The organism is Anaerocolumna jejuensis DSM 15929 (genome assembly GCF_900142215.1).
GTDB lineage: Bacteria > Bacillota > Clostridia > Lachnospirales > Lachnospiraceae > Anaerocolumna > Anaerocolumna jejuensis.
The window spans coordinates 72,615-93,416 of the sequence record NZ_FRAC01000016.1 but is presented as its reverse complement, the minus strand read 5'-3'; the positions used below and the strand labels follow the sequence as shown (position 1 = coordinate 93,416).

Annotated in this window: 14 protein-coding genes; all 14 read right to left on the bottom strand. The window is 45.2% G+C overall.

The genetic code is table 11. The features are described from left to right. Positions 1-13 precede the first annotated feature (13 nt). Positions 14-469, bottom strand: a complete 456-nt coding sequence (locus tag BUB77_RS16180) for an 8-oxo-dGTP diphosphatase (protein ID WP_073277784.1) — start codon at positions 467-469, stop codon at positions 14-16. A gap of 59 nt (positions 470-528) precedes the next feature. Further along, entirely contained in the window at positions 529-1,332 is an 804-nt protein-coding gene (locus BUB77_RS16175; RefSeq protein WP_170866669.1) for a potassium channel family protein, read from the bottom strand. 301 nt (positions 1,333-1,633) lie between these two features. Then, the gene (locus BUB77_RS16170) at positions 1,634-2,182 is read right to left on the bottom strand and encodes a hypothetical protein (protein ID WP_073277782.1); all 549 of its coding nucleotides are present in this window, start codon (positions 2,180-2,182) and stop codon (positions 1,634-1,636) included. 243 nt (positions 2,183-2,425) lie between these two features. Continuing rightward, positions 2,426-3,457: a methyl-accepting chemotaxis protein gene (locus BUB77_RS16165; RefSeq protein WP_073277780.1), complete on the bottom strand. Its 1,032-nt coding sequence runs from the start codon at positions 3,455-3,457 to the stop codon at positions 2,426-2,428. A gap of 14 nt (positions 3,458-3,471) precedes the next feature. After that, positions 3,472-4,572 carry an FIST signal transduction protein gene (locus BUB77_RS16160; RefSeq protein WP_073277890.1) on the bottom strand — a complete coding sequence of 367 codons (1,101 nt, stop codon included), beginning with the start codon at positions 4,570-4,572 and terminating at the stop codon, positions 3,472-3,474. Between the two features lie 264 nt (positions 4,573-4,836). Beyond that, positions 4,837-5,616: an SDR family NAD(P)-dependent oxidoreductase gene (locus BUB77_RS16155; RefSeq protein ID WP_073277778.1), complete on the bottom strand. Its 780-nt coding sequence runs from the start codon at positions 5,614-5,616 to the stop codon at positions 4,837-4,839. Between the two features lie 14 nt (positions 5,617-5,630). Continuing rightward, a complete protein-coding gene (locus BUB77_RS16150) occupies positions 5,631-6,986 on the bottom strand; it encodes an acyl-CoA reductase (RefSeq protein WP_073277776.1) in 1,356 nt (451 codons plus the stop codon). Positions 6,987-7,005: 19 nt separating this feature from the next. Continuing rightward, the gene (locus tag BUB77_RS16145) at positions 7,006-8,139 is read right to left on the bottom strand and encodes a LuxE/PaaK family acyltransferase (RefSeq protein ID WP_073277774.1); all 1,134 of its coding nucleotides are present in this window, start codon (positions 8,137-8,139) and stop codon (positions 7,006-7,008) included. A gap of 270 nt (positions 8,140-8,409) precedes the next feature. Beyond that, positions 8,410-9,477 (bottom strand): glycoside hydrolase family 18 protein, encoded by a 1,068-nt coding sequence (locus BUB77_RS16140; RefSeq protein WP_073277772.1) that lies wholly within the window; start codon positions 9,475-9,477, stop codon positions 8,410-8,412. 121 nt (positions 9,478-9,598) lie between these two features. After that, the gene (locus BUB77_RS16135; protein ID WP_073277770.1) at positions 9,599-11,416 is read right to left on the bottom strand and encodes a glycoside hydrolase family 20 zincin-like fold domain-containing protein; all 1,818 of its coding nucleotides are present in this window, start codon (positions 11,414-11,416) and stop codon (positions 9,599-9,601) included. A gap of 47 nt (positions 11,417-11,463) precedes the next feature. Then, the gene (locus tag BUB77_RS16130; protein WP_139241207.1) at positions 11,464-13,791 is read right to left on the bottom strand and encodes a glycoside hydrolase family 3 N-terminal domain-containing protein; all 2,328 of its coding nucleotides are present in this window, start codon (positions 13,789-13,791) and stop codon (positions 11,464-11,466) included. A gap of 129 nt (positions 13,792-13,920) precedes the next feature. After that, entirely contained in the window at positions 13,921-17,052 is a 3,132-nt protein-coding gene (locus BUB77_RS16125; protein WP_073277768.1) for an alpha-mannosidase, read from the bottom strand. 29 nt (positions 17,053-17,081) lie between these two features. Next, positions 17,082-18,071 (bottom strand): glycoside hydrolase family 130 protein, encoded by a 990-nt coding sequence (locus BUB77_RS16120; protein ID WP_073277766.1) that lies wholly within the window; start codon positions 18,069-18,071, stop codon positions 17,082-17,084. Continuing rightward, positions 18,064-20,637, bottom strand: coding sequence for a transglutaminase domain-containing protein (locus tag BUB77_RS16115; RefSeq protein ID WP_073277764.1), 2,574 nt, complete (start codon positions 20,635-20,637; stop codon positions 18,064-18,066). Before BUB77_RS16115 ends, BUB77_RS16120 begins: the two co-directional genes overlap by 8 nt. Positions 20,638-20,802: the final 165 nt, after the last annotated feature.

Sequence of the window (20,802 nt, the reverse complement as noted above, 5' to 3'; positions counted from 1 at the left end):
ATTCTAAATTCAGCTATTTTAATTCATTCTTCCAAAGGCCGTCAGCCTTATACCAATAAAGCTCACTGATATCCTCTTCCAGAAATACCTGTAACATTCTATCCATTCCATCTGCCAGCTTTTTATCCTTTAATTCCTCCAGCCTGGTCCAGTAAATATCTCCTTCCTCCGAAGAAACAATATCACCCATATATTTATTTGTCTTATAGAACAAAACAACATACCGTGAGCCGTCAGATTGCATAAACTGTTTAATGCCGCATAACTGGGGATGAAACACCGTTAAACCTGTTTCTTCATAAACTTCCCTTATAACAGCATCTGTAAAGGATTCCTCTTTTTCAACATGTCCTCCCGGAAATGTAATTCCGCCCCATTCCGGGTCTTTTCTGTCCTGGACTAATACCTTCCCATTATTATCGTAAATCATGCACATATTAGTAAATACGGCCCTTTCGCTTCTGTCCATCTTCCACTCCCCTTTTGTGTCTGTTTCATGTATCCAGTTAAATAATGTTCCGGCAGAATTTATTTATTTAAGGTCTTTAATATCTTACAGATAGAATCAATTTCCTCATCGGACAAGCTTGATATGTTATCAATCCTGCCCTTTATCATTTCCAGGGTTTCTTCCTTTACTCCTTTGTTATTAGCTCTTAGAAAATAACTGGTTATGGTACTGGTAATGGAACCAATCAAGCCGATACCAAATATCATCAGCACCGCCGCAATAATTCTGCCCAGATCGGTAGAGGGGGACAAATCTCCGTACCCTACCGTAGTGGCCGTTACGAAAGCCCACCACAAACCGTCCTCAAAGGACATCTTTTCTGTATACATGATACCAACGGCACCAAGAAAAATAGCCAGAGCAGTAAGGATAATGACATTCTTCAGCCCATTGGTGTTTATGAAAACTTTAACCTTCCGAAAAGCCTTACGGGGAAAAGCCCCCACAATGCTAAGACTTAAAAGCTTCGCTAAAGAAGCGGCGCGGAAAATCCGAAAGGCAGAATGAAAAGGGATGATTGCTATTAAGTGAAATATATTCTCCCGAAAAAATACTTTTTTGTCTTTGGCAAGAACCAGCCGTACAAAATAATCGACGGTTAAGATACCTAAAATTGTCCAGTCCATCCAACTTTGCCAGTAAGTTAATCCTCTGGTTATATCAATAACTGCAAGTCCGGTTCCAACTAATGCAAGGACACAGATAAAATATTCATAAATTAATCTTCTTTTCTTTTTATTCTTTTTCTTATTCTTGTTTACAGGTTTTATCGGTGGATTTTTTGCTGCTGCCTGCTCACCTACATTACCCTTTTTCTCCAATGGCATTCCTCCTTTATATAGAACGGAGAAATTCGGTTAAGCGCTGTATTTAACAGTCTTAGCGAAATCTCTTTGCCTATATTATAAGTCCAATTTTTCCACTGTCAAGGTATTCTCTTTTGGTATATAAATATCTTTATATAAACATTTTATAAATAAAAAAACCTTCAATAAACAAATCACCTAAATAATTTGTCAATTGAAGGTAATACCCTGATTAATCATAATGTTTAGAAAAAGGTCCGAAAACAAGTACCCCTTCGCCTGAGCCGAAGGGTAATCAGATATTTACAGTATCCTCTTACAACTTAATATCAAAATCCCTGATATTACTGTTCAGTAAACCGCCCTGATAATCATATCCATCCGATTTCTGTTTATCCTGCCCCTTTTCCTCTTCTTTGATATCTTCCGGAAGGCGCTTATATTGATCGGTTTTCTTAAATTCCTTTATGGCCTCGTTCACCGTATTTATCATAGCTTCCCGGTCTGGGTCCTTCTCACTGATCGCTCCCAGCTGTAAGCCTGCTACATCTTCTACTTCCTTCTTGGATTTACAATTTTTCAGGCAGCTTTCGACCGCATCCCGTTTCATCTGGAGCCGTATAGCCTTCATATACATTTCAGGATTGTTGGTCCTAAGATAATCCAACTCATTTGAAGTTAACCTTTTACCTGCATTGAGCTTTTGATAAATCCTGTCTTCATAGTCTTTGTTCGCCTCTTTCGTTTTGGCCTGAGAAGCCTGTAAGGTTTCCCGGTACTTGTCCAAGGCCTCTTTTATAGTGCTTCTGGAACTTTTTACTTCTGCTGATTTATAGTCTTTATAGGGTTTTAAGCTTATATTCATACCTACCTCTTTTCCGCTCCCACTACACTGCTGCGTGTATAAGGTGCTTCATACCATCACTTAATGACTTAATTATGAGAGTTACCGAGTTTACAAATACCATCTAACTATCTGTTCAACTCCCGGAGATACTGATATACTTCTTCGTATACCTTTCTATATGAATATATCGGCAAAATAATCCAATTCCTGAATTTTGTAATTTCTTCTATAAAATAGCTTTATCTTTCCTGATATGGCAGCTTACAATGGCTTCTCTTTTTGCAGGGTATCCTTCAGCATATTTTCCAGCTGCTGCAGGAAATCTATGATTTCGCTAATGATAATGGATTTTTTGCTCATTTTTATATTTAATTCAGCCAGCTTATCCCCAAAGGAGGTTATAAGGCTCACAATGGAATGAACACCCTTTGCCGTTCCGTTAATGTCTTTACTGGTATTTTCAATGCCCGTTGTAATCTGCCTGCTAAAGTTCTTTACCTCATCGGTACAGTCCGAAACCTGTTTGAAATTCTCACGGACATTTTCTGCGTATAAAAGGTTCTCCTGTATGGAGCTTTTGGATACCTCTATCTCACGGCTTAATGCTTCAATGCTCTGATACAGAGAATTTACGCTTTCATCGATTCCTTTTACAAGGCCTGCCGTAGAGGCTGACAATTCCCTTATCCTATCTGCCACAACAGAAAAGCCCTTGCCGGCCTCTCCAGCTCTGGCGGCTTCAATGGAAGCATTCAGGGCCAAAAGATTTGTGCTGTTTGCTATGCCCGTAATGCTCTTTGACATATCTTTTATCCTGTCAAAATCCTTTTTCAGCATAAGAAAGGTTTCCGTTATGGAATTCAGCTTACCGCAGGTTCCTTCTATCTGCCCTGCCAGTATATTCATTTTATTTTCCGCTTCCTCTACGGCTTTATCGGATTTCTCCATGATTTCATTGATTTGGCCGGCATACCTGCTGAACTCCTCAAAATCCGAATTCACTTTTGCTATGGTATGATTGATACTGTCGAACTCAGTGAAACTGGAATTGATATATCCCAGATTACGGGATACCTCAACCTCCTCCTTCATGAATTCTTCCACTTTTCTTTCAATATGCAGAACACCATAATTTAGATATTTATTATAATCAAATCCGGCATCCGCTATTTTACCTTGCGCTGCTTTATCATGTGCTGCTTTTATATTTATGATATCTGTGTTTATGATATCAGTATTTATAATTTCAGTGTTTATAGCATCTCTTTTCCTGTTCTTCTGAAATAATTTCATCCCGATCCCCTCCCTTATTCAAATACAGCCAGAACCATGGTCTGGTTGAAATGCTGTTGGTTCAGCTGTTCTCCGTAACCTGCAAAACCAACGTAATTGCCGAGGGTACCGCCCATTTCTTTGGCAAAATCATTCAGGTAACCATCCTTTTCAAAAAGTAAGGACCTGGCCAGGCAGTGTATCATAATGGTAAGAGAGGGGTTGGGTACATCCTTTTTTACCTGCTCTCTGGTTCTCCTTAATACCTCTTTGTAATCATCGGGCTCCAGCAGCACCATGTGGGAATTATTATAGACCCTGGCATGGTAAGCCATGCCGCCATGGTCCGTAATGCCCTGGTTAGCAGTTATGTACATATCACTGCCGATTAATCTTCCCAGGGGATAGCTGTCCAGATACTGGGGCAGGTTTTTGATGTCCGTATTTAAAGCCTTTGCCATAACCTGTGCTGCCGGCTCATAGTCGTATTCGTAGACAGTGCGATTCCTGATATCCACCTTTGTAGCGGTAAAATAATGATTTGTGGGCTTGTAGATATTTTCACGGTACAGCCTGATGCCGCCGCCTAAGTTCTTGAGAACTACAAAGGCGCAGGCTTTCTCCATTACCTTTCCGTTAAAGGATATCATCGTCTTTTCCGCATTTCCGCGGTCACCGGCAGAACCTCCGAACAAAGGAATCCCTTTATCCATCAGTACGGAATTAAAGGTGGACAGAATCAGTTCCTCGCTGCTGATCAGCGCCGAGGATACTTCAAAGCATACGGTATTTTCCGTATTTTTAAACCGGTTTACGCAGTTCATAACACGGTCTATGTATTTTAAGGGGTATTTGTCCACTTCCTCCAGTACATCCCCATAGCATTCGATTCCTTCCTCGATACCAAGGACCAGAAGTGTATCCTTATATGCTCCCTCCCTGCATAATCCCACAAAAGTGGTGGAACCGATTATTATGCTTTCGGGAAATAATCTTTTCATTTCAATGGTATATTCGGTGAAATTATCCGTCTCTGAAAAAAATAGTATCAACTTGGGATTTTTAAGCCCTTCCACCGCTTCCTTCACTGCCTCTTTTCCCTGGTTCTTCTTGCTTCTTCCGATTCTGTACTCCATCTTGCCTCCTAAGTAAGTCTTTATCCTTTCTGCCTGATTATTCCATACAATATTTCTATGATATGCTACCATAATAAGGTATACTTTACAAGTAAGTAAACGTAAAATTAGTATCAATAAAAGAACGCTGCACAGCCTGATTGCCGTGCAGCGTAACTCTAATTCCTTATACAAACCATATAATTTCTTATGCAAACCATATACAGGTTCTATAAGCTCTTCATTAAGCTCTATCCTTAATATGGCACTGTTTCCCAATCCTCCTTATGAATGCAGATCATAAGCCGAATGAGCCCACCTGTGAAATTTATTGCTTTGTATCTTCGCATAAACAGAGCTGTTAAAGGGGAAAATCCGGTTTAAGGTTCGGATAACAGCATATGCTTTTGAAGGATAGATAAAATGCCTGTCCTTCTCAACTCCCCTTACAACACTTTTTGCCACCTTGTCCGGGGCCTGAACCGGCCACGGTACGGGAGCCTTTTGGGCTGCATTTGTAAAGAAATTTGTTTTAGTTGCAATGGGATAAACAAAGGAAATTAATTCATTTTTCCTTGTCTCATATTGAAATACCCTTCCAAAGCCGTTTATCGCATGCTTTGTAGAGCAATAGAGGGAATAACCGGGCAGCGGGACCTCGCTTACCGCGGAACAGGTTATCACAACGGCATATTTTCTCTTACCGTTTGCCACTCTCATTTTTTCCACAGAATATATCGGTGAGAACACATTGGTACGAAAAATTTCTTCCATATGCTCCCAGTCAGCTTCCCTGATCTGCTCGCAAAATGCGAAACCTGCATTTGCAAAAAAAATATCAATATTGCCCAGCTTTTCCTGTGCATATTCAAACAGCTTATCCACTTCCTCCTTTTTGGATACGTCACAGGAATAAGGAATTACCTTTTCATTACAGGGTATTTTGGATATCGTTCTCGAAACAGCTATTATTTTGACATCATACTGCTGCAGTCTTTTCAGAATCTCTTTTCCAATTCCCGATGATGCTCCTGTCAAAACGATATTCTTTCCATCAATCTTCACAAGCCGCACCTCCCTTATAATTGCCGGCTTACTACAACCGTCATTTCATTCAGATTGTACATGCCGTCATGTGAGGTTCCCGGATGATGCAATGCCATTTCTCCGGGCCTGGTTACAATACTGACACCTAATAATGTCATCTTTTCTATGAAGCCTTCATCCTCTCCGCCGTAACCCATTGTCTGCAGATAGGCCTTCAGGTTTTCCTCTATGTAATCATGCACCTCATCACTGCTCTCATAGGGGCATACAAAAATAAAACGGTTAAAGCAGCGGTCGATATCTTCCTTATCCGGCATTTTACTGTTTAATATAACCGTATAGTCGGCGTTATAGGAGGAATATAATTTAACATCCTGCTTTTCCTTTACCCCATATTTCAGCAGGCAATATTGCCTGTCCTGTATTACCTTCATGGAACTCCAGGGATTTAAATAGGCCTTTGGAAGAATCACCGTATATTTCTTTAAGATATCTCCGATTGCTTTTGCAAGAACACCGGTATCTATTTTGTTATTTACAAATATGATTCTGGGGGACAGGCATGCTTTCTGTTCCCAGCAGATAATATCCTTTGTAATGGCTTCTGCCGTGGCTTTCATATCTTCCACCTGGTCGATTACTTCAAAGCTGATCTTTGCTCCGTGCATAATCAAATGACTGTTATATTTCGCACAGAGCTCAGCCATAATTCTGCCGGAATATTCCCCGCCCCAATGTATGACACAGTCTGAACTTCTTACAATGGTGTCATATAATTCCTGCTTGCTGCTGTCAAAATAGAGAACGGACAGGCGTTCCTTTATACTTGGGTCTATCTCACATAAGCTGTTATAAAAAGCATAGGCAAAGTACGGCTCATCCCCCGATACCTTGACCAGATTACAATTCTTCGACAGCAGCCCCATGGATATGCTGACCGGTACTACCACAAAGGCATTGCCGGAAATATTGTGGAACATCATTCCCCTTGGCTGCCTGTGCACTTCCCCGTAGCTTGTCCTGACCCAGCTGTCTAATATATCACTGTTTCCAAGCTCTTCTGTTACTATCTTTTCCAGATTCTCCTTTAATAGCATTTGCATGGAGCTTTCCAGTTCATAGGTTACCAATTCCATACTCTGGTTTAATATGTGGGAAAGAATCTCAACATGGGTCCTGGAATAGTCTCTGTCCAGCCACCTCCTGCCGCATTGGTCCAGTAAGTCCAGGGTATACTGCAAAGGAAGCTCATGTGCCTTTGCCCTGTTGGCTCTCAGCCTTTCTATTTCAGCAATTATTTCATCCTCTTCCGAGCAAAAAAGGTCAAGACTAATATCATTTATATTCCTTGCTAAAGCTGTATTTCCACAGGTATATTCAATCTTCATCCTCTCATCCTCCCCTTCTTCAGCCTTTATTATTTACGTTCAGAGTTGCACCGCAGCCCTTTGCTTCTGCCCCTTTTACTCTTCCGATTATTTTTATCGTCATGAGATTACTCTTACAGTCCGGGCATTCATCCATAGATAGGATTTCCCCTATATCGTCAACTAAAACAGAGGCTCCGGCATAGGTACTTGTTCCATAAGCATTCAGCATCTGGATAAAGCCCTTGTCACCCGGATTACTCAGGGGCTTTAAGGTCTTCATATCCCTGATCATTACTTTTCCCCAGCTTGGAATATGGTACAGGTAATCTTTATATTCTTTTGAGTAATGTCCTGTCACAAGGAAGCAGTTTTCCGTAAAGGAATAGGAGTCGATGAAATTTTCTTCGGGTATACCTAAGAAATCTGAAACACATTCCACAAAGTCCTGTTTTTTTATGTCCGTTCCAACACTTACGGTTCCTTTCTTGCCATCCCATCCGCCGCCGCCTGTGTGGACCAGTACATGGCTTCCAAGGTGAAAGGGATTCATTGTATCTTTTAAGGCTTTTACCGCACTGTAAAGCAAAGGTGTCGAGCCTCTTATTGACAGGTAATGGTCAAGTCCGTCATGTTCTTTCAGGGCTTTGATAAATCCCTCCATATCAATAGTCAGGTCGTCCCCCTCCGGTTTGATAACAAATACGGTGTTTTCTTTGAAGTGATATATATCCAGGACGTTTCCGATAAAGGATTCTGTATGTATTCCATATATTACCTCACTTCTGTACTTTTTCATTACCTCCGGTTCCGGATAGAAAACAATGTCCTGCTCCGTATCCGGGCGAAACACGCTTCGATCCAGTTCATTAAACTTCTGCAATTGTAAGAGGTCACAAGCCCGTCTCCCCACGATGCTTGGATCTCCGCTTGTACTGCTTGAGACTGTCCATTTGTCAACGGACTCCAACGGTACCCTTAATAAATTTGTAAACATCTGCGCCGACTTCTTGAACATTGTGGTAGCAATAAAAGGTGCCTCTTCCACATCAGCTATGGAATTCAAATGAATGGTGGGATTGAAGCCCTGGCTATCGCACAGGTACATGTAGGCAGGACAGGTCAAGTACTGGTCAACCAGATTGTCCCTTAAATCTTGAAAAAAAGTTCTCATAGTATACCCCCTTTAAAAATTAAAATAATGACTCCTATGTTATACTCCCTCTATAAAAGTTATGCAAATCCACATATGTTGAATTACGCCACTTATTTTACTTTATCTTACATTATTTAACTCATTTTGTCTCATTATCTTCCATTTTCTACCTTTTTCATTTATTTTTTTAATAAATAATAAATCCTAATAAATCCTTCCATCAAAAAAGACTGGTGTTTAAAATCCAGCCTTTTATAAGATATCCGGACAACGGGCTCCCCTTTATCACTAAATCTGCCGCTGTTCCAAACCAATTTTCATTTTTTTACGGTCTGCCTCTGCCAAATCCAGCTGTTTTCTCATCCAGCCGGTCAGGGTATGGGTCTTATCACAGCCGTATTCCCAATACATCAGCCCGAACAAGCCCTTCTCCTCTGCATATTCTGCTTTTCTTTTTAAGGATTCCTTATCATCATAGCTTATGAAGGTCTCTCCATTAAACAGGTAAGGCGCTTTTGCCTCCTCGTCCCAATACCGGACATATCCGTTCTTATCCACATAATCCCGTATAAGACTATGGTAAGCCGGGCCGTATCCTCCTGTTGTTCCTGCCATCTGGTGGAGCCCATGCTCAACATCCGGTACATTTCTCCATTCCCTGGAATAAAAGGCCCCGCCGATTACTAATTTTTCTTTGGGTACCCCAGCCTGGATAAAGCATTCCACCGCCCTGTCCGTACTGGCCGGAAACAAATCCCTTTTGTTGGAATACAGGCTGGTATGGTGACCGGTAAAGGTCTGAAAACCTCCCTTTAAATCGTAAGTCATCAGCTGGACATAATCCAGATACCCCTGTACTTTATCCATCTCGGTGCAGGAGGTAAAATAATCCCCGCCTCCTGCTGCAATGGTTAACAGATATGTTCTATCCCCTGCTTCGTCCAAGGTCCTTCTTAAGGCTTCCAGAAGCAAAGTGAAGTTTTCCCTGTCTTTTTCACTTCCGTCGATTCCCGCAACACGAAAGCAGGGATATTCCCAATCAATATCGACTCCGTCCAAATTGTATTCTTTTATAATATCCAAGGCGGAGGCAGCCAGCTGCTTTCTGTTTTTCTCTGTCATAGCAGCTTCTGAGAATCCAGAGGCACTCCAGCCTCCTATCGACAAAAGAATTTTTATATCAGGATTCCGGGACTTTATCCGTGATAAAGCAGCTTTGCATTCCGGATGGTTCCATTCCGCCCGGCCCTGCCGGATGTGCCCAAAAGCTATATTGATCACATCCAGATTATTTACATCCTCCGCAGTCACCTCGTTTAAATCCCCGGTGCCGACATATCCGATTAACTTACCCATTATCCGTTTCCTTATCCTCCCCGGTTTCCCGTCTTCTTATCTTGCTATATATATTAAATTAACCTCAACTGTCTGGCAGATTAATACCAGGGGGATATTTGCCCCTCGAGCATCCTTCTTTTTAATCCAGACACCTCAGTAAATCCGCATACCATATAATAATATCCTGCAGCCGGTAAAGCTCTGATTCCCTGCTGACCGTCCTCCAGACTTCCTTGTAATCATAGAACCAGTATTCCAGCTCCCTGGCAAGTCCTTTCTTTGCTTCCCCTGCTGCTTTGTATTTCCCGCAGGCAATGGCAGCCCCGATATTGTTAAAGAGTATCATTCCATCCACTGCTACCAGGTAAGCCTTTATCAGGCTTCTCTTTTCCGGTTTCATGAAAACGAGCCCCTCATAAAATTCCTGTTTTAATTTTGTCAATTCCCCATTGGCAGCAGGAATTTTCTCCAGTGTTTCCTTTTCCGTAAACTCCGTATTTCCGAATTCTTTATACATTACCACATGCCACCAGTCAAATACGGATTTCTGGGAGGCTGCGGCAACCCTGTCCACAAATTTTCCGCTGCAGTCACCATACTCTATGCAGGATACCTGTCGGTTGATTTCCGAAAATTCCAGCTGCTCCCGGTTCCAGGAAAAAGCAGCTCCGTATATAAGTCCTGTTGTTGAAAATTCCGGGTGGTTGATATGTCCAAAATCACCCCAGTCCGTATTCAGGACACCCAGGGCCTGATATTTATGGGCATAGGAGCACATCTTCGATATATTCTGATAGGAGCTGTCTATCAGGTTGATGAACTGGTTCCAGCCTCCTACCCCCGGGCATACATACTGCACTGCTCCGGCATCATGGAGGGCCTTTGTCTCATTCTCCTTCTGCTCCGGTGAATATCCCCAGTTCAGACAGATTACCTCCTCCGGAAGTTCGCGGACAGCTTCCGGAAATCCTGCGATAATATCCCCCCAGAACATAGGGCGTTTTCCTTTTTCTATTACAAATTCACACAGTTCTTTCACAAAGTCCAGGTAAAGCCTTTGAATTCCCTTCTTTTCGGCCAGCTCCCTGCTCTTTCCCTTGCCCAGATCAAAGGTTTCATCGGCACAAATATTAAATTGTCCTGAGGTAAACAAAGGCAGGAATTCCTCGATTTGCTTCTTTGCAAATGCAATGCTCCCCTCATTGGATACATCCAGGGTGTGATGATGCATCCGGTCATGGAAAGAAAATTCTTCTTTTGCCTGTTCGGGTGCTTCACAGTAGTTTCCATAGGTTTTCGTACTCAATACCTTGTACAGATGCCCGAAAGTGGACACGGAAGGCACCAGCTCAATATTCAGGCGCCGGCAATAGGCATCCAGCTCCAGAATATCCTGGGCTGTCAGAGGCGTATCATCCCTCCAGACCTCACTTTGATTCCGGAAAAGATAACTGTGCTCGATGTACAGCTGCAGCTGGTTCATTTTATAATAGCTTAATTTGTCCGCCAGAGCCTTAAGGCTTTCCATGGTGGGAATCCGTCCTCTGGTAACATCAAAATAATATCCCCGGTTGGCTATTTCCGGATAATCCTTAATTTCACAGCAGGGAAGCAGGGCTCCTGCCTGGGAGACCATCTGGCGCAGGGTCTGTATGCCGTATAAAAGTCCCCTTTCACTTCCGGCCGCCAGTTGAATCCCGTCACTGCGGATATCCAGATGATACGCTTCTTCCGGGAGGGAGGCGTCAAGTCCCAGCAGAATATCACCTGCCTCTCTTTCTCCCCTGGTTATGGCAGGCACGTAGCCCAATTGCTTTTGTAAATCCTCCTGTAAAAGCTTTGCATAATAATGGCTATGCTCCGTAACCGCAGCAGCCACTGAAATTCTGCTATGGTAATCCAGTAAAAATACGCCTTCTTTTTCTTCCCATTGCTGGGGTACCGGTAAAATATACATGATTTTCTCCTTTTCTGAGCAATTCTTCAGGCATTTAATTTATTCTCTTACTTACTATTCGAAGTGACCTCTAAGGCGCCTTCCCATACCGGGCCTTCCCCATCCTGTAATAACAGCCGGAAGGTGCCGGGCTCGGCCTTAAACTCCATCTCTCCGTTCCAGACGGAAAGCTTCTCCTCATCCAGTGCCAGCATACCTTCCCTGGTCTCTCCCATGGGAACCCATACCTTACAAAAGTCCTTTAATTCCTTCACTCTCCGGATGGTGCCTGAGGCTTCCTGACGGATATAAAGCTGGGGCACGCAAAAGCCATCCATTTTACCGGTATTGGTAACCGTAAAGTGGAGCCGGATTCCGGAAGACTTTAGCTGTTCTCCGGTTATAGCCGGCATTTCCTCCGTCCTTTTTCCTTCCTCCGGGACTTCCAGCCGGATATTGCCGAAGGAGAATGAGGTATAGCTTTTTCCGTAACCAAAGGTATAAAGAGGAGTATTATCCAAATCCCGGTAACTCATGGCACGGTAGGAAGCTTTGTAGTTATAATAGACCGGCAGCTGCCCTGAATGCCTTGGAATGGATACCGGAAGGCAGCCGGAGGGAGAAAGCTTTCCAAAGATAGCCTCCGCTACTGCCTGGCCCCCTTTCATTCCCGGATAAAAGCAGCAAAGAAGACCATCTGCTTTCTGTGAAAGCTCTGTTATTGCATAGGGTCTTCCCTGTATGCAGACAGCAATTACCGGAACGCCGGCAGAGAGCACTTCCCTGACCAGCCGGTTCTGCAGCCCTGGAAGCTCCAGGCTGTGCACATCCATTCCCTCTCCGCAGTCCATATCTGCTTTGCCTCCGGATATGGCAGCACCGTTGGAATCAAAGACAACTTCCCCAAAACGGCTGGAGGAGCCTCCCAGTACCAGAATGACTGCCTCCGATTCTTTTGCTGCCTTTACCGCCCTGCTGATATCGTCCTCCGAGGTGCTCAGAAGGCCGCAGCCCTTTACATGGTCTATCCTGATTTTCCGCCCGGTCCGTCCTTCATAGTCTCTGACTGCCTGCCTTATTCCCTCCAGTACCGTTACACCCTCTTCTTCCCTTACAGGCGGTGTGTAGTCACCCAGCTGGTTATATAAGGCATCGCTGTTGGGCCCAATTACCGCCACAGACTGAAGACAGTCAAGGGAAAGGGGAAGGATATTATTCCGGTTTTCCAGCAGGACAAGGGATTCCCTGGCTAAATCCAGGCTTTCCGTGTTCTTCTCATAGCTATAGATCGAACCCTGGGAGCTTTCCTCTCTATAGGGATTATCGAACAGTCCTCTCTCAAACTTTACGGTAAGCACCCTTAAAACAGCCCGGTCAAGCTCCTCCGTAAGGGTGGCATCTCTTTCTACCGCTTCCTCCAGCCTTCCAAAGGCCTGGTCCCATAAACCGACATCCACACCTGCCCTTAAGGCCAGTGCTCCCGAAAGTACATTGTCTCCCGTCATGACATCCAGCTGGTCTATGGCAACTCCGTCCGCCATTACGATTCCCTGAAAGCCCATCTCTCCCCTTAAGATGTCTGTTAGGAGCTTTTTGTTGGCATGGCAGGGAATCCCGTCTATTTCATTATAGGCTGCCATCACTCCCCTTGCATGAACCTTGGCACAGGCCTTCATCACCGGCAGGTGGATTTCCCGAAGCTCCCTTTCCCCGATTCTTGCGGCGCTGGCATTAATTCCTCCGGTTCCTTCTCCCTGGGCACAGAAATGTTTCACTACTGCGTCCACGCCTTCGCACTGGATACCCTTTACGGCGGCTTTTGCTAATTCCCCGGCAAGATAAGGGTCTTCACCGTAGCATTCTTCACTTCTTCCCCATCTTGGGTCTCTCAGAATATCCAGGGTGGAAATCAATGCCATATCCACTCCCATTTCCTTCAGCTGCCTGCCGCAGACCCGGTAGGCCCTTTCCAGAAGCTCTGTATGGAAGGTGGCACCTGCTGCCAGATTTACCGGAAGAAGATATCCGTCCAGTGCCTGATGCCCATGAGGGCACTCCGAGCTCAGCAGCATGGGAATTCCCAGTCTGGAATGCTCTATCACATATCGCTGCACCAAATTATATGCCTTAGCGGCATAGGCTCCTGTCAGGCCGTTGTCAAAATTTTTGCCGGACCAGGGGTCAGCCCGGTATAAGCCATAAAGCACACCAAGTCCGCTGAATTTTTCAACTTCCTTTTTGAATTCCTCTGACAGAAGGATATCATCCTCCTGTCCTTCTCTGGGAACCCTCTGGTAAATTCCAAAACCATACAGCCTCTGATTTACCTGCCCTATCTTTTCCTTTAGAGTCATCTTAGCCAATAGTGCTCTTGCTCTTTCTTCTGCTGCTTGCATGATGCCCAACCTTTCTTTCCGGCTCCCTAAAAGACGGACTGCTGGCATTTATCCATCAGCCCGTCCGCTCTCTGTCCTGCTCTCAAAGCTTTGTACCTTCGGATAGATATACATGCCCATATAGGGCATTTACTGCACTATCTGAATGCGGTATGTTTTTATTTCATAAGGCTTAATATTAATAGGGAAACCATCCTCCTGTACTTCTGCCTCCGTTATATTTTCCTCCATCAGGCTGCACTCTGCAACCCTAAATTTTTTGCCTCCAAGCTCCAGCCGGATAAATGCCTTCACCGCAGCATTTTCGAACTCATATGCACGGAGGATTATACCATTGCCGTCCTCCGCCTCTTTTATGGTCTCCAGCATGACATTCTTTTTATCCACGGAGGCAAGGGAATACCGGCTTCCCTTTTCCCCGCCGGCTACTGCATAGGCCGGCTGGTTTAATTGATAGGCTTCCTGCACCGTTTCGCTGTTGCGCCAGGTTTCTGCATGGGGATAAAGGGCATAGGTAAAGAAATGTTCTTCCTGGTCCGTAGTCGGATTCGGTTCAATGCCCGATTTAATCAAGGTAAGGGCCATATTGCCTTCCTTTACGGAGTGGCCGTATTTGCAGTCATTTAGCAAGCTGACACCATAATGCCCTTCCGAAAGGTCCATCCATTTCTGTCCGCAGCTTTCAAATCTTGCCGCATCCCAGCTGGTATTGGCATGGACTTTTCTTGTTACATTACCGAACTGTATATCAAAGGCCGCCTCATCCGTATGGATATCCACCGGAAAATGAACCTTTAACAGGTGCTGGTGCTCCTTCCAGTCCACATAGGTGGAGAAATCAATCCTCCTGCTCTGTGCATAGAAGCGGATCTGCTGTTTTATCAGGGAATTGCTGACTTTACGGTCGATTTCCAGCACGGTGCATACCTCTCCCAGCTGAGTCCATTCCAGCCTGGTAACATCGGTTACCTCCCAACTCTTTTCCGTATAATAAATATCGATATCCCAGTTATCATAATACATGGGCTTATCCTCATACATGCAGAATAAATTTGCCTCTTTGCCCTGCTGTATGACTTCCCTGTCATTTTCCTTATCGTAAAGGGAGACAATCAGGCCCTTTTTATTAAAGCAGATACGGTAGTAAGGTGTTTCCAGACAATTCTCCTCCAGGCGGAAAGGCAGATTACCCTTTCCAGGTGGTTTCTGAGCAATGTCCTCTTTCTCCCTGTCCGTCTGAAAGGCTTTCCACCCCTTGGAGGGCAGGCCTTTTACAAAGGCAAGGGCTCCTCCGGATGTTTTCTGGACCGGATACCTGGTACCGTCTTCCTCTATTAAGGCAGTCCCGTCAAAATCCCCCAGATTAATCACATCATCCCTCTCAAAGCCCAAGGTATTATAAAGGGTAATACAATCCTTTCCATCCTCACCGGTCAATGCCCTCAGACGTTCTCCGATAAGAGCTTCTCCCTTATCCTTCAATTCAGCATATTCCTGTCTGGTTACTTCATAAACCTCCTTAATGGAGGAACCGGGAAGGATGTCATGGAACTGGTTGATCAGAACCGTTTTCCACATACGGTCCAGCTCCTTCGCCGGATAGGCACATTTTTCATCGGCCAGCAGAGAAAGCAGCTCCAAATCCATAAGCATCAGCTCGCTCTTTCGGTTGGAACGTTTATTTCTGGCCATGGAGGTATAGGTTCCCCTGTGGTATTCAAAATACAGCTCCCCTTCCCAGAGAGGAAGGCGCTTATTTCCTTTCACCCTCTCTTCCAGCTCCTTAAAATAGGTTCCGGAAAATTCCTGGCGCACTTTTGGAATCCCCTTCACTCCCTTTTCCATACGCAGGGAGGTTTCCAGCATTTCTCTGGTAGGACCGCCGCCGCCGTCACCGTAACCATAGGAAATCAGAATATCCTCGTTGATATCCTTATTCTGGTAGCGCGTCCAGCCGCCCATGATGGCATCGGGATGCAGCATTCCGTTATAGGTAGTGAAAAATTCCTTATTGCTCTGTCCCACTCCCAGTGTGGTGATCAAATGAGTCAGAACCCTGGTACCGTCAATTCCCTTCCATTCAAAGGTATCAAAAGGAATCTTATTGAACTGGTTCCAGGCAAGCTTTGTTGTCATGAAATAATCAATACCGCTTTTTTTCATTATCTGGGGCAGCGCACCGGAATATCCGAATACGTCCGGCAGCCAGAGCACACGGTTATCCACTCCAAATTCCTCCTTGAAAAACCTCTTTCCATGGAGGAACTGCCGAACCAGGGATTCCCCGGAGGTAAGGTTGCAGTCCGCCTCTACCCACATGCCGCCTTCCGGCTCCCAGCGTCCTTCCTTTACTCTTTCCTTCAGCCTTGCATACAGCTCGGGATAACGTTCCTTCAAAAAGTAATATAACTGGGGCTGGCTGGACATGAATTTATAATTTGGATATTCCTCCATCAGCTTCAATACGGTGGCAAAGCTTCTTGCCACCTTCTCCCTGGTCTGCTCTACAGTCCACCACCAGGCCACATCAATATGGGTATGCCCGATGCAGGTGGCAATGACATCCTGAAAGCCTGCCATGTCCTCATATAAAGCCTTTGCAATATAGCTTTCGGCCTCATCCAGGGAAGCATAGAATTCCCCGGAATAGGGGGTCCGAAGGTCCAGTAAGTTGACTGTCTCGTTCAGTACTCTTTCAATATCCATCCGTACCCTGTCGTCCTTTTCCATACGGGCAAAGGCACTTAAGGGTACACTGATATCATAATAGAGCTTTTGAAGCTTCGGGTCCACTTCCTGAATCTCTGCTATCAGATTGAATTCCGAATGCAGGGTTCCCGTATAGGCTTGCAGGTCAAGCTGGTAAGTACGGCCTTTTACAGCCTCCTTTGTTAAAAGTACCTGACGATGGTTCATATCAATTCCCTGGGTTGCGGCACCATCTACAAACAGCAGGAACTGAGGGTTCTTTCCGTCATCCCACTCCTCAATCTGGGTCTTCACCTTGAGCCATATGGATTTGCCCTCAAGGCCTTCCGGCACCATAAAATCACTGCGGAACCAGTAGTGTTCATCGGGTCCATACCAGTGCATGGTATTGCTGTCAAAGCTCTCCCATTCCGGGGATGCCTTCTGCACCTCCTCCGGATGTATGTAATTTCCCTTCTTATAAAGCCAGTTTTCCACCGGTACCGCCTTTACGACGGATAACTTTTTCAGTTCATTGCAGATAACACTTACTCTTTTATCTAAAAAATCCATGGCAGCCTTCCTCCAAACCTTCCCGGCAATTAAAATGTATGTTCCTTCGTAAATTGAATCAATTCATCCACCGTAGTAAAAGCCAGGCCCGTTACCGTATCGGCACAGCCATAATAGAGCGCGATCCTTCCGGTATCCTTATCCGTTAAGGCAGCACAGGGAAATACTACATTGGGCACATCGCCTACGCACTCATAGTATTCTTCCGGTCCCAGAATATAATACCTGGAGCGGTATTTTACCTTCCAGGGTTCCTCCAGGTCCAGTATGGCGGAGCCCACACGGTATACAAAGCCGTTGCAGGTATTGATAACGCCATGGTAGATCAGCAGCCAGCCCTCGTCCGTCTCTATGGGAATGGGGCCAGGTCCAATCTTAGTCCCCTGCCATGCGGATGCATCCCCTTTGTAAGAGGACATAACATGTCTGTGGTGTCCCCAGTATTCCAGGTCACTGCTCTGGCTGTAAAATATATCTCCGAAAGGAGTGTGCCCCGTATCACTGGGCCTGCTCAGCATGGCGTACTTCCCGTTGATTTTCCTGGGAAACAGGACACCGTTGCGGTTATAGGGCAGAAATGCATTTTCCAGCTGATAAAAGGTCTTAAAATCAAAGGTATAGCCTACGCCGATGGTAGGCCCATGGTAGCCGTTGCACCAGGTAATGTAATACCTGTCTTCGATAAAGCACACCCTTGGGTCATAACGGTATTCTCTTTTCAGGATTTCCTGGTCATCCCCCAAAAAGGTAATGGGCTTCTCCTCAATATTCCAGTGGATGCCGTCTTCACTGAAGCCCGTAAAAATGTCCATGCTCACCGCTCTGCTGTCACAGCGGAACACCCCTGCAAAGCCTTCTTTATAGGGGATTACCGCACTGTTAAAGATACTGTTGGAGATTGAAGTGGCATCCCTTTTTATAATCGGATTACTGTTATAGCGCCAAACCGGCTTTTTATACCCCTCAGGTTTATCCTGCCAGGGAATGGACGGCAGGGAATTTCCAATAATTTTACTCATTTGTTTTCCTCCTTTTAATTTGCTGCTGTTCCAGAAGTTTCAGCATAAGCTCCACACTGCCGACATTATATCCCGAGCAGGCATAAATGCCGGTCAGCTCTTTTTGCAATAGAATAAGGACAGGTAGTTTGTCCGCATCCACATGCATCGCAGCGGCCGCTCTTTCACAGCTTCTTTCTTTGTCATAATACAGTTCTATTCCGGTGAGATTCTCTAAAACCCTGTGCAGGGTCCCATTCTTTTGTTCTCCCGGTTCCCGAAGGACCATAATCATTCTGGCAGTTATCCCGTTCCAATGGACTGCCGATGCCAGCAGTTCATTCAATACATGCTCCGTAGGCTCCGCCCCTACCCCAAGGAATGCCAGAATCCCCGGCTCCTCTGTCCTAAGTTCGGAAATATTGTATTCCTTTCCGGTGTTATCCTGGAGTTTAAAATCCTTCAGAGGGTAATTCACCAGTATATCCTCTGCTTTGTTTTCCCAAAGTATCATTTCTATGGATTTTTGCTCCCCGGGCTTTAAATAAAATACCCTCTGGGAGGCCTGCTGGCCTCCATCCGGCATTCGCAGTGAAGTGACAAGGCGGTAAATTCCAGGCTCCAGCACAAGCTCCAGGGCATTATTTTCAAAGGGAACTCCTTCGTAGTTCAGCGTATCAAAATGTGCGCCTTCCAGCCTGCCAATGGTCCAGGTCTGGAAATAATTCCATTTGCTTCCTTCCGCTGCTTTCAGAAGAAGGGATGCCCCATCCTCTTTTGCGGTGCTTTTTACTTTCTGTCCATTTGTAAAGCCTTCCGGTACGGTAAAGGTGCCCTGGTTCAGATATTCCGGAGCCAGTGTGACCTGATTCAGTCTTGCCGGAATATTCAGGCTCCGGCAGATTGCTGCAAAGAGGATGTTCTGTGCCAGAGGGCTGCCCTGTTTCATTTTCAGGCATCCAATGGGAGTGGCGCAGATTGTCTTATAATCCACCACTGTGTCATAGCGGATGGCAGCTTTGATATAGCTCCAAATCTGCTCCGGGTTCTGCACAAAGCGCTCCTTCTCTTCCTCCGTGAAATATTTCTTTATAAAGCTCCGGTAAGGTGTCAGCTCCTCCCGGTGTATTCTTGGGCAAAGCAGATACTTCTCATATAGCTCCCTTGCTAAGCTTCCCTGCTCACAGCACAGGTGGTCTTCCAGGATGTCTGCTTTCAGATCCTTGTAATCTTTTACTGCCAGACTGTGAAGCATTGGTTTTCTGTCGGGATTTTCGTCCCTTGTAAGAAAGGCAAGGATTTCACCGATATTTTCACCTGATACCCTCAGCATTCCTGCTTCCGCTGTATATGCCCGGGCCAGTTCCTCATCATAGTAAGCTGCAAAGCGCTGTTCCCGAATCTGTCCAGCTTCTTTTAAACGTTTTTCCTTCCGTTCCTTCTGTTCCCGGGTTTCCTTCTCCAGATGCAGCGGGCACTCTTCAGGTGCGGATACTTCTGTCCGTTCCCATTTATCAGTCACCCAGTCCGTTTTTTCCCTGCTGCACTCCAGTAACAGCTCTGCTTTCCCCGTTACTTTTAAGGATACCTTCTTTTCCCCAAAGGCATCCCCCTTCCAGGCTCTTACCCTGACATCCCCAAGGCCGGCTGAGACATGTACTTCTCCCCTGCTGTCCGTTATTAAGGTAACCGCAGGAAAATATTCCGCCATGTTAAGGATTTCCAAGGCCACAAAGGCTCCTTCCGCCGGCTGTCCCACAGGGTCCTTTACTGTCACGGCAAGCTCTCTGGTCTTAGCGTAATAAGACGTATTATTGTAATAGGTCAGCAGGTCTTCTTTTCCAATGCATTCCTCGGAGGGACTAGGCATAAAATCGGAAAATGTACGGCTGTGTATCAAAATAGCCCGGTTGGCAGGTACAGTAAACCATCCTTTATTCAATACCTCCTCCGGCTCACAGGCTCCAAGGAAATACCATTTTCCATGAAGATATACTTCCACCCAGGCATGATTATCGTCACAGTGGGCCCATCTGGGTGTGTAGACCTGACGGGCCGGAATTCCCACACTCCGGTATGCCGTAACTGTGAACGTCGATTCTTCCCCGCAGCGGCCCTTTCCGCACCGGAACATTGTCACAGGAGAAGCCGTACGTTCATCCGTTGCTTCATACACGGCATTTTCCGCACACCAGTAATTGATTTCAAGTACGGCCTCTTCAAGGCTCCTTCCCTGAATTCTGCCTTTCAGCTGCTCATAGAAGAATTTCCGGCAGTCACTGATATCTTCCGAATTAATACGGTAATACAGCACATGGTGGACAAAAATATCCTCCGGCAGTTCCCTGCACCATTCCATATTCCTGCGGAGCCAGAGGGAATGCCGTACATAGCTTAAGAATACTGAAAAATCATATTCTCCTGCATCCCGTACCGGCATTGTCCCATAAAGGAAGCGCATCAGGACCGCCTCTTCCTCCGTACAGCCTTTTAATGCTTCTTCTATTTCCTCCCACAGGGCCGTGTAATACTTTTTTCTTCCCTGATATTTATTCAAAGCATATTCCTGCAAATGTGCAGTAAACATCTCCTATTCCTCCCTCCTATTATAAATTGACTTTTTCTCTTCCAGGTAAAATACTATTTATTCCAGCTATTTTTCTTTCAGTTAAAAAAACTGGTAGCACTTTTATACCTGAAAGAGATCAGAAAACTCAACTCAACTTATAAACCTGATTATACGCTGTTAAAA

Coding starts and splice junctions, on each gene's coding strand:
- BUB77_RS16115 (WP_073277764.1), bottom strand. CDS start 20,637: ATGTTTACTGCACATTTGCAGGAATATGCTTTGAATAAATATCAGGGA.
- BUB77_RS16165 (WP_073277780.1), bottom strand. CDS start 3,457: ATGAAATTATTTCAGAAGAACAGGAAAAGAGATGCTATAAACACTGAA.
- BUB77_RS16130 (WP_139241207.1), bottom strand. CDS start 13,791: ATGCAAGCAGCAGAAGAAAGAGCAAGAGCACTATTGGCTAAGATGACT.
- BUB77_RS16135 (WP_073277770.1), bottom strand. CDS start 11,416: ATGTATATTTTACCGGTACCCCAGCAATGGGAAGAAAAAGAAGGCGTA.
- BUB77_RS16170 (WP_073277782.1), bottom strand. CDS start 2,182: ATGAATATAAGCTTAAAACCCTATAAAGACTATAAATCAGCAGAAGTA.
- BUB77_RS16145 (WP_073277774.1), bottom strand. CDS start 8,139: ATGAGAACTTTTTTTCAAGATTTAAGGGACAATCTGGTTGACCAGTAC.
- BUB77_RS16160 (WP_073277890.1), bottom strand. CDS start 4,572: ATGGAGTACAGAATCGGAAGAAGCAAGAAGAACCAGGGAAAAGAGGCA.
- BUB77_RS16120 (WP_073277766.1), bottom strand. CDS start 18,071: ATGAGTAAAATTATTGGAAATTCCCTGCCGTCCATTCCCTGGCAGGAT.
- BUB77_RS16150 (WP_073277776.1), bottom strand. CDS start 6,986: ATGAAGATTGAATATACCTGTGGAAATACAGCTTTAGCAAGGAATATA.
- BUB77_RS16125 (WP_073277768.1), bottom strand. CDS start 17,052: ATGGATTTTTTAGATAAAAGAGTAAGTGTTATCTGCAATGAACTGAAA.
- BUB77_RS16140 (WP_073277772.1), bottom strand. CDS start 9,477: ATGGGTAAGTTAATCGGATATGTCGGCACCGGGGATTTAAACGAGGTG.
- BUB77_RS16180 (WP_073277784.1), bottom strand. CDS start 469: ATGGACAGAAGCGAAAGGGCCGTATTTACTAATATGTGCATGATTTAC.